This is a genomic window from Frankia sp. KB5 (assembly GCF_002099325.1).
GTDB lineage: Bacteria > Actinomycetota > Actinomycetes > Frankiales > Frankiaceae > Frankia > Frankia casuarinae.
In genome coordinates, this window is sequence record NZ_MRUJ01000185.1 from 1 (window position 1) to 9,754 (window position 9,754).

Here is a 9,754-nt window from a genome sequence, read left to right on the forward strand (position 1 = left end):
CCCACCGATCCCGCCGCGCCGGCCCCGCCTGCACGGCCCACAGCCACGCCCACGAACCGCCACCTACAGCAAGATCCCTAAACCAGGTGAATGCTTACCAACCACCTGCTGGATTTCGGCCACCGCGGGCTCGTCGAGACCCTCGACGCGTTGTTCACGGCCGGGCTGAGAGCGGTGGGAGCCGGACGCGACGCGGACGAGGCGTGCAAACCGGCCATGGTCCCRCTCGGCGGGGGCCGGCGGGTCCTGGTCTCCTCGTTCGGCCTGTCCTCCAGCGGCATTCCACGGACGTGGGCCGCGGCCCCGGGCCGGGCCGGCATCGACGTCATCCCCGAACTGTCGGACGCCACCGCCGAGGAGGTGACCGCCCGCGTCCGGCGGGCGAAGCGCCCCGGTGACCTCGTCGTCGCCTCCGTCCACTGGGGATCCAACTGGGGCTATGACGTAGACGACGACCAGATCCGCTTCGCCCGCCGGCTCATCGATGGCGGTGTCGACGTCGTGCACGGGCATTCGTCGCACCATCCGCGTCCCGTCGAGGTGTACCGGGACCGGCTTGTCCTGTACGGCTGTGGCGACTTCATCAACGACTACGAGGGCATTACCGGCTACGAAATGTACCGGGACGATCTGCGGCTGGCGTACTTCGTCTCCGCCGGGGTCTCCGTCGATCCGCCCGGCGCGACGCTGACCGGCCTGCGGATGGTGCCCCTGCAGACACGGCGGATGCGGTTGTGGCGCGCCGCACCCGAAGACGCCGGGTGGCTACGGGGGGTTCTCACCAGGATCAGCCGTGGCTTCGGGACACGGTTCGATCTCAACGCGCCCGGCGTGCTGTCGCTGCGCCAGCCATGAGCGAACCCTCGATGGTGCGCTCCAGCGCTTCGACAGCCTCGGCCAGCGACGAAGGCCGGAAGGTCAGGACCGGTCCGTCAGGCACGCTCACGCCGGCGTGAGGGCACCAGCCGGCTGAGCACGTCGAGTTCCGCCAGCCACAGCTGCCCCAACCGGGCGTGGTTCGGCACGCTGGCACTGGCCACGAACGTGAGACCGACCCGCTCGTCGATGCCAAGCATGGCGACGGCCAGATGCTGACGTCCGACGAGTAGTTGGCCCGTGCCGACCAGCCCGGTCACCGCGCGTCCCGCGACAGCCAGCGGCCCGCGCATCGTCCGGACGTTGCTCGCCACCAGGGCCATCTTCCGGATCTGGGCCGGGTAAGCGGCGGCGCCCGCGAGCATGCGGGGCGAGGCGATCGTCGCCAGGGTGGAGAAGTGGTGACGTTCCACCACCCCCAGCCCGCCCTTCTTCATGCGACGGGTCTCCGCGGCGATCCACGCCAGTCGCCGGCCGGGGTCCGGCTCCCCGCAGGGAAGCGGGACACGCACGCCCGAGGAATAGTTCGACAGCACGTTCCGTTCGGCGGCGGTCCGGAAACTGATGGGCATCAGCGCGTGGATGGGCTGACGGTCCCGGCGCCATTCGGGAAGGGACCACGTCCGCAGCGCCCCGGCGAGCGCGGCGAGATAGACGTCGTTGACCGTGACATCGTGGTGGCGGGCCACCGCTCGCAGCGTGCCCAGATCGGTGGTGACCCAGGAATGTCGCGCCGGCCCGGCCGGCGGCCCGCCCCAGGCGTCGAGGGCGCGGGTGGGCGCCAGGCAACGCAGCCCCCGGCCGACGAAACCCGCATAGTCCGAGGGCCGCGGCCGGCGGACAGCGGGAGGCAGACCGAGGTCGAGTTCGTCCTCCCCCCCGAAGAGCAGGTGCAGCGCCTGGTAGAGCGCGAAGCCGTCCTGCTGGATGTGGCTGGTCCGATACACCAGCACCGTGCCGGACGACCCCGGGGCGCGCAGCAGGTAGAGCATCCACGGCGACCGGCTGAGGTCGATCGGCTGGGCGGCAATGCGGTCGACGGCGGCACGCAGCCGCGCATCGCCGGCACCACCGTYGCCCCCGCCCACACCGCCAACACCGCCAACACCGTCGGCGGACGGTAGGTCCATGGCGACAACGTGGTCGTCGACGTTCAGGCCCGGACCGCGGACCCAGAGGGTCTCGTTCGCCGTCGAGCGGCGACCGGAGAACCGGACCGCGACAGTCTCGAGACGGTCGGTAAGCATCCGTGCCCGGGGGTCGCGCAGCCGCTCGGCGACGTGCGCACGCAGGTCCGCCAGCTCCAGCGGAGGGCCGTCGACGAACAGCAGCGCACCGACGTCCTGGAACTCCCCGGGATTGAGCCGGCTGAAGGCGAGGTAGGCCCGGTCACCCGAGGTCAGTGGACGAGCGTATGTCCGCTCGGGACCGGCCTTCGTGACCACGTCGAGCAGGGCCATCAGACGCTCCCCCACCCCGTCCTGGGGCGCGGAGCGCGGGCCTGGAAATCGGGCTGAACAACTTCACCAGATTGACGCGTCAACACGCCAAAGACACATGGGCCCATGTACCTATTACTCCTGATTCCGAGCAGGCCACCGGGGGTCTGTGTCGCACGTCTCCACGGAACAGACCCGAATGGGGAAAAGAACACCGTAGAGCACCATCACCAGCAACAATCAGATATGGCGTCGCCAGCGCAAGATAATGACACGTTTACGACATCACCACGAAAGGGCTATGGCACCGCTTCATCAGGCGCACCGAACAATGGCCGCCGGATCGCGTCCGCACGCCGCCCAGTTCGCACGCCGCCCAGGCACGCACGCCGCCCAGATCCGCACGCCTCCCAGTCCTCACCACGGCCGTCCAGGCAGCGAGCGAGCCAGTCGGCGGCCCTGACGAACTCGTGATCCGTCATGCTTGGGGGTACGGACGGGGCGGCCTCGTCGGCGCGGGGGTAAGACCCCAGGAAACGGATCTTCCGGCAGATCCGGTGCAGCCCCATCAGGGCCTCGCGCACCCGGCGGTCGCTGATGTGCCCTTCCGCGTCGATCGAGAAGCAGTACCGGCCCAGGCCCTCGCCGGTCGGCCGGGACTCGATCCGCATCAGGTTGGCCCCGCGAACGGCCCATTCCTGCAGGAGTTCCAGCAGCGCGCCCGGCTCGTCCGCGGCCGGCCACACCACGATGGACGTCTTGTCCGTGTTGGTCGGCGCGGTGGCGCGGCCTGGACGGCCGAGCAGGACGAAACGGGTGGTGGCGTCGGGGACGTCGTGGATGTCGGTCACGAGGGCCTCCAGTCGGTAGCGCCGTGCGGTGAACTCCCCGGCGAAGGCGCAGTCGAAGCGCCCCTCCCGCACCAGCCGGGCCCCCTCGGCGTTGGACGCGGCCGATTCCCACTCCGCGTACGGCAGGTGAGCCGCGAGCCAGCGGCGTACCTGGGCCCGGGCGACCGGGTGGCCGGTGACGGTCTTGACGTCCTCCAGCGTGGTTCCCGGCCGCACGAGCAGCGCGAAGCTGATCGGTAGCAGCACCTCGCGGCAGATCATCAGCGGCCTGCCGGTCGCGAGCTCGTCCAGCGTGGCGGTAACTGCCCCCTCGACGGAGTTCTCGATCGGTACCAGCGCGCCGGACGCGTCCCCGTTGCGCACCGCGTCCAACGCCTCCGCCACGGAGAGGGAGGGGAACAGCTCATGCGTCCGCGCATCCGGCAGCGTCCGCAGCGCGGCCTCGGTGAAGGTCCCCTCGGGGCCGAGGTAGGTGTAGCGGGGGGGGTAAGCAGGCAAGACAGACCTCCTAGGACCGGGGCGGGCAACGGTCATCGCCTGCTGGTAAGGCGGTGGTCAGAGGTGCGGTGGTCAGAGGTGGCGCAGCAGCACCGTGGGGTCTTCGACCGCGTCGGCGACGAAGCGCAGAAAGGACCCGGCGGTGGCGCCGTCGCAGACTCGGTGGTCAAAGGTGAACGAAAGCTGCACGATCCTGCGGACCGCCAGTTCGCCGTCCACCGCCCAGGGCCTGGGGACGATCCGGCCGATGCCGATCATCGCGGCCTCGGGGTGGTGGATGATGGGCGTGGAGCCGTCGACACCGAAGACGCCGTAGTTGTTGAGCGTGAACGTGCCGCCGGTCAACTCGGCGGGAGTGAGCGTGCCCGCGCGGGCGGCGGCGGTCAACCGGGCGATCTCGGCGGCCAGTCGAGCGGTGGTCAGGCCCTGAGCGTGGTGCACCACGGGCACGACCAGGCCGCGCGGGGTCTGGGCGGCGAATCCCAGGTGGACGGCGGCGTGGTGGCGCACGCCGGTCGCGCGGCCGTCCGCGTCGGTGACGACGGCGGAGTTGAGTGCGGGAAAGCGGACCAGGGCGGCGACGCAGATGCGGGCCAGGATYGCCAGGAGACCGATTCTGGGCTCGGCGCCCCCCGCGTTGCGGGTGTCGTTGAGGGTGTCCTTGGCGGCGAGCAGCGCGGTGGCATCCGTGTCGACCCAGCAGGTGGCGTCCGGCACCTCGCGCCTGCTGCGCGCGAACGTCTCCGCCGCGCGCCGCGCCAGCGGGTCCAGCGGGACGACGGTCGAGTCGGTCTCCGCCGGGCGCGACGGAGCGGAACGCGGGGCGATGGCACTCTCCACGTCCTTGCGCAGAATCAGCCCGTCCGGGCCGGTGCCGACGAGTTTTCGGAGATCGACGGAGTTCTCGCGGGCGAAGCGGCGAACGAGGGGCGAGACGACCTTGACCACGGTCTGGGCGGAAGGCCCGAGTGGCGTCGCCGGTCCGGGAGTCGGGGTGAGCGCCGGTACGGGGGGCGCTTCGGGAGCGCCGACGCGTCGTCGGCGGCGGGTTCGGGAGGGTTCCGTGCTGGTGCCGTAACCGACGAGGATGTTCCCGGAACCCGTTCGCCCTGCTGCCGGCTCGCTGACGGCCACGGTGATCAGTGGTGTGCCGACCGGGACACTGGTACCGGCCAGGCCGGCGAGGGAGGTGACGACGCCGGCGTAGGGGCAGGGCACCTCGACGACGGCTTTGGCGGTCTCGACCTCGGCTACGGGTTGGTCGACGGTGATGACGTCCCCGACGCCGACAAGCCAGCGGACGACCTCGGCGGAGGTCAGGCCCTCGCCGAGGTCGGGGAGGGGGAATTCGCGTACCGCGGCCACGGTGTCACTGCTCCCACTGGAGTCGGGCGACGGCGTCGAGGATGCGGTCGACGCTGGGAAGGTAGTGATGTTCGAGCATGGGGGGCGGGTAAGGGATGTCGAAGCCGGTGACCCGCAGGACGGGGGCGGCAAGGTGGTGGAAGCACCGCTCGCTGACGCGGGCAGCGATCTCCGCACCGACCCCGCCGAAACCCGCGGCCTCGTGGACCACAACGGCGCGCCCGGTGGCGCGGACCGCCTCGCAGACCGTCTCGTCGTCGAAGGGGACCAGCGAGCGCAGGTCGACCACCGCCAGGTCCCAGCCCTCCGAGCGCGCGGCCGCCGCCGCCTGGAGGCACACGGGGAGCGAGGGGCCGTAGGTCAGGRGGGTCGCCGAGGTACCGGTCCGGCGGACCACCGCCCGGCCGATCGGCGGCACCTCGGCCGCAGAGAAGTCGTCCGTGGACCGCTCGTCCGTGGACCAGTAGAGCCGCTTGGGCTCCAGGAACACCACCGGGTCGTCCGAGGCAATCGCCGAGCGGAGCAGCCCGTAGCCGTCGGCGACGGTGGCGGGGGTGACGACGTGCAGGCCGGGGGTGTGCGCGTAGTAGGCCTCGCTGGAGTCGCTGTGGTGCTCGACGCCGCCGACGCCGCCGCCGTACGGGATGCGGATGGTGATCGGCAGCGTGGTCTTCCCGGCCGTGCGGTTACGCATCTTGGCCACATGCGACGCGAGCTGCTCGAACGCGGGGTAGGCGAAGGCGTCGAACTGCAGCTCCACGACGGGCCGCAGGCCGTACATGGCCATGCCCACGGCGGTACCGAGGATGCCTGCCTCGGCCAGGGGGGTGTCCAGGCAGCGTTGCGCGCCGAATTCGGCAGCCAAGCCGTCGGTGACTCGGAAGACGCCGCCGAGAGTGCCAACGTCCTCGCCGAGGATGTGGACGCGCGCGTCCTCGCGCAGCGAGTCGCGCAGCGCGGCGTTGAGGGCCCGCACCATGGTCGCGGCGCTCATCGTGCGTCGTCGCTCTTGGCTGCGTCCGCGGCCTGCCAGGCCATCAGCTCGGCGGCCTGCTCACGAAGCTGGCTGGTCGGCTGGGCATAGACGTGCGTGAACAGTGAGCCCGGATCGAGATCAGGCACACGATCGAACTGGGCGCGCATCTCGGCGGCGAGTTCCTCGGCGGCCCGCGCGACTGCGGCGACGCCGGCGTCGTCGAGGAGACCGGCCTTGCGTAGCTGCCGCTCCAGCAGCGTCAGCGGATCGCGGGCCTGCCAGGCGGCGACCTCCTCCGAGGTGCGGTAGCGGGTCGCGTCGTCGGCGTTGGTGTGCGCCTCCAGCCGGTAGGTGACCGCCTCGACCAGCACCGGGCCGCGACCCGACCGCGCGTGCTCGACCGCCGCGCGCAGCACACCGTGCACCGCGGGCGCGTCGTTGCCGTCCACCAAACGACCGATGATCCCATGGCCCACCGCCTTGTGTGCCAGCGTCGGCGCCGCGGACTGCTGGGCCAGCGGCACCGAAATCGCATAGCCGTTGTTCTGTACCAGGAACACCACTGGCGCGTTCAGCACCCCGGCGAAGTTCAGCGCCTCGTGGAAGTCGCCCTCGCTGGTGCCGCCGTCGCCGATCAGGGCAAGCGCCACGACGTCCTCCGCCGCCCACGGATCCGAGGCCGCGCGCAGGCGAGCGGCGTGGGCCAGGCCCACCGCATGGCAGGCCTGGGTGGCCAGCGGAGTCGACAGCGGCGCGATCCGGTGCTCCCGCGGATCGTAGCCGCTGTGCGCGTTCCCGCGCATCAGCGTCAGCGCGTCCACCGGGCGCACGCCCCTCGACACCACCGCCAGCGTGTCGCGGTAGCTGGGGAACAGCCAGTCCGACTCCCGCAGCACCATGGCCGCGGCGATCTGGCATGCCTCCTGGCCGGTGGACGCCGGGTACACGGCGAGGCGGCCCTGCCTGGCCAGGGTCGTGGCCTGCTGGTTGAAGCGCCGTCCCAGCACCAGACGGTGGTACAGGACGCGCAGCAGATCGGTGTCGACCTTCCCCACCGCCTCCGTGCCGAGGACCCGGACCGGCTCGGGGTCGGGCAGGAGCGGAGCCGGGTCACGACGCGGACCGTGGGAGCTCGGCGGCCCGACGAAGCCGGGCGCGGTGCTGTCGTCGAGGATTGTCATGGTCCACCTTCGGCAGTTGGTGGCGGAAAGGGTTCGGGGATTCCGGTCAGGTCTACGCCGCCGTTGACCGGCTGCTGATGCAGGTCGGAGCTGTCCGTGGGCTGGCGGACGAACTGGGGAGGAGTCGTCCACCATCGGGCCTGGTCGGTCTCGCGGAAGTGGAGCGCCGGTGCACGATCAGCAGTAAGGTCCGCTCGGCCAGCGGTCCTCGATGCGTGCTGGCTCGCGGTCTCGAGCTCCGGACGCGGACGCCGGACCTCGGACGTCGGACTCCGAGTCGAGCTGCGGGACCTGAGTAACAGCCTGGCCAGGACGAGAGGTGCTTCTCACCGTCCGGATGAGCCGCCCAGGCCAGGTTCGACGATCAGGAAGCGAGGTACGGGGAGCCGTGGCCTCGCTTGAGCTGTCCCGGTTCGCCGGCTTGCCCGGTTCGGGCGCCGTCCGTGGTCACGATCCTCCTCCGCTCAACTTCTCGGCTCTGGTCCTCTGATTTTCCATCCCCCGTCGGCGGCTGGATCGTGTCCATAATCACCTTGATAGTCATCGTGCGGGCTCCGGCATGGCATTAATGCGTGGAGCGCGCCGCGCATCAGGTAGAAATACTTTCGTAGGTCGACTCGCCGAAGAGGCGGGGGTAGCGAGTCTGACGTAACCGGTGGAAAACCGACCCCGAGGGCTTGAGGTGATTGTCATCTCACCGGCGACAGGAGTGAATCTGCCTGGTCAGGGCCGTGCGGGCCCGATCCTCGCCGAGTCGGGCCCCGGCGGGCGTGAAGTGCGCAGCGCGACGTTCACCGAACGAGCCGGCCAGTACCGCTCGCCGCGGAAGTACCCGGCTGTTTCGATGCCATGTTTGTCGGTTGAATTTCCCTGGACATCGGTTCTCCGCTGTGACCAGCGTCTCGTGGGAGCCCGCCGAAAGTGCCTTCGACGGCTGTTACGTTGCTCTCCGAGCCCGCGCCAAGTTTTTATTGGTTGGGCCAGGCGAGTTGATCCTCTCGGCGCGCCGTTCAAATGGTGGTCGCCTGTTGGCTGATGCTTGCGTTCCGGGAATACCCATTATGGGCCCCCGCCGGCCGAATGCTAGGCGCGGGGACGGGTGAAGAAGCCGACGACGGCGCGACGGAGGCGGGCCTGCCCGCGCTGGCGGCCACTGGTGGGGCCTTCGATGGCGGGTGGGACTCGCTCGGCGGCGGCGAGGGCGGGTGCCGGGGCCGAGGGTTTCGGCAGTTCGACCTCGGTGTACCGGCCGGCGGGTTCGAGGCGGATCCAGCCGGTCTCTTCGGGAGCGGCCGCCTGCCGGCGTTCGCGGGCGGCAGCGGCGCGGCAGAGCCTGCGGGTGGCATAGAAGGCGAAGGGTGGCAGCACCAGCAGGCCGATGCGGCCGGCCCAGACGACGGCGTTGAGGGACAGGTGCAGGACGAGGGCGAACACGTCGTCGCCGCCGGCAAGCAGCAGGACGCCGTAGAAGGTCAGCGCCATCACCCCGAACGCGGTGCGGTCGGGGTGATGGCGGGGGCGTTGCAGCAGGTTGTGCTGATCATGATCCCGGGTGACCAGCGCCTCCAGGAACGGGTAGGCCGCGAGCAGGCCGAACAGCACTCCCGGCAGGACCACCCCCGGCCAGAGTACGGGCGGGACGTCGTGGCCGAGGCCCCGGTACTCCCAGGGCAGGAACAGCCGCAGCGAGCCCTCGAGGAACCCGACGTACCAGTCCGGCTGCGCCAGCGAGGAGACGTCCATGGGGGTGTACGGGCCGTAGGCCCAGACCGGGTTGATCTGCGCGACGCCGCCGAGCACCGCGAGCAGGCCGGCGGTGATGAGCAGGAAACCGACCGACTTGGCGGCGTAGCCGGGGAACAGCCGGCTACCGACAACGTTGTCCTCCGTCCGGCCAGGGCCGGGGAACTGGGTGTGCTTCTGGTGCCACAGGATCCCCAGGTGGGCGCCGATCAGCGCGAGGAGGAGACCCGGGACGAGCAGGATGTGCACCACGTAGAGCCGGGTGATGAAGTGCGTGCCGGGGAACTCGCCACCCCAGAAGCCCCAGGCGATCCAGGTTCCCACGACGGGGATGGACTCGGCGATCGCGTAGGCGATACGCACCCCGGTCCCGGACAGCAGGTCGTCGGGCAGGGAGTAGCCGGCGAAGCCCTCGGCGATGGCGAGCAGCAGCAGGCTCACCCCGATCAGCCAGTTGATCTCCCGGGGGCGACGGAAGGCGCCGGTGAAGAAGATCCGGCACAGGTGCACGATGATCGCCGCGACGAACAGCAGCGCCGCCCAGTGGTGGATCTGGCGGATGACCAGGCCGGCGCGGACGTCGAAGGAGATGTCGAGGGTCGAGGCGTAGGCACGGCTCATCGTCACCCCGCGCAGCGGCACGTAGGAGCCGTCGTAGACGGTCTGCTGCTCGCTGGGTTCGAAGAAGAACGTCAGGTAGACCCCGGTGGCCACGAGCACGCCGAAGCTGTAGAGCGCGATCTCGCCGATCATGAAGGACCAGTGGTCGGGGAAGACCTTGTTCATCACGCTGCGCAGGAACCTCGCGCTGCCCAGGCGCCGGTC

6 protein-coding genes and 1 pseudogene are annotated in these 9,754 nt (G+C 70.5%); 1 reads left to right on the plus strand and 6 read right to left on the minus strand.

The genetic code is table 11. The annotated features are described in order from the left end of the window. Positions 1–99: 99 nt before the first annotated feature. A pseudogene (locus KBI5_RS17485) lies at positions 100–855 on the plus strand (CapA family protein); the annotation flags it as partial. Between the two features lie 77 nt (positions 856–932). On the opposite strand, the gene KBI5_RS17490 reads toward KBI5_RS17485, so the two are convergent. From KBI5_RS17490 to KBI5_RS17515, 6 genes are all read right to left on the minus strand, one after another. Beyond that, complete coding sequence (locus KBI5_RS17490; RefSeq protein ID WP_085015853.1) at positions 933–2,336, minus strand: WS/DGAT domain-containing protein; 1,404 nt, start codon at positions 2,334–2,336, stop codon at positions 933–935. A gap of 278 nt (positions 2,337–2,614) precedes the next feature. After that, on the minus strand, positions 2,615–3,664 hold the full coding sequence (pheA, locus tag KBI5_RS17495; protein WP_011436895.1) for a prephenate dehydratase: 1,050 nt from the start codon (positions 3,662–3,664) through the stop codon (positions 2,615–2,617). A gap of 72 nt (positions 3,665–3,736) precedes the next feature. Continuing rightward, positions 3,737–5,029, minus strand: coding sequence for a dihydrolipoamide acetyltransferase family protein (locus tag KBI5_RS17500; protein WP_023841666.1), 1,293 nt, complete (start codon positions 5,027–5,029; stop codon positions 3,737–3,739). 4 nt (positions 5,030–5,033) lie between these two features. Beyond that, the gene (locus tag KBI5_RS17505; RefSeq protein WP_085015852.1) at positions 5,034–6,023 is read right to left on the minus strand and encodes an alpha-ketoacid dehydrogenase subunit beta; all 990 of its coding nucleotides are present in this window, start codon (positions 6,021–6,023) and stop codon (positions 5,034–5,036) included. Next, positions 6,020–7,186 (minus strand): pyruvate dehydrogenase (acetyl-transferring) E1 component subunit alpha, encoded by a 1,167-nt coding sequence (gene pdhA, locus KBI5_RS17510; protein WP_035912136.1) that lies wholly within the window; start codon positions 7,184–7,186, stop codon positions 6,020–6,022. Before pdhA ends, KBI5_RS17505 begins: the two co-directional genes overlap by 4 nt. A 1,083-nt stretch (positions 7,187–8,269) precedes the next feature. Then, positions 8,270–9,754: ubiquinol-cytochrome c reductase cytochrome b subunit (locus KBI5_RS17515; RefSeq protein WP_085015854.1), on the minus strand; the 1,485-nt coding region annotated here is incomplete at its 5' end.

What these genes read in the sequence shown, in the direction of transcription:
- pdhA (WP_035912136.1), bottom strand. Translation starts at nt 7,186, where the DNA reads ATGACAATCCTCGACGACAGCACCGCGCCCGGCTTCGTCGGGCCGCCG.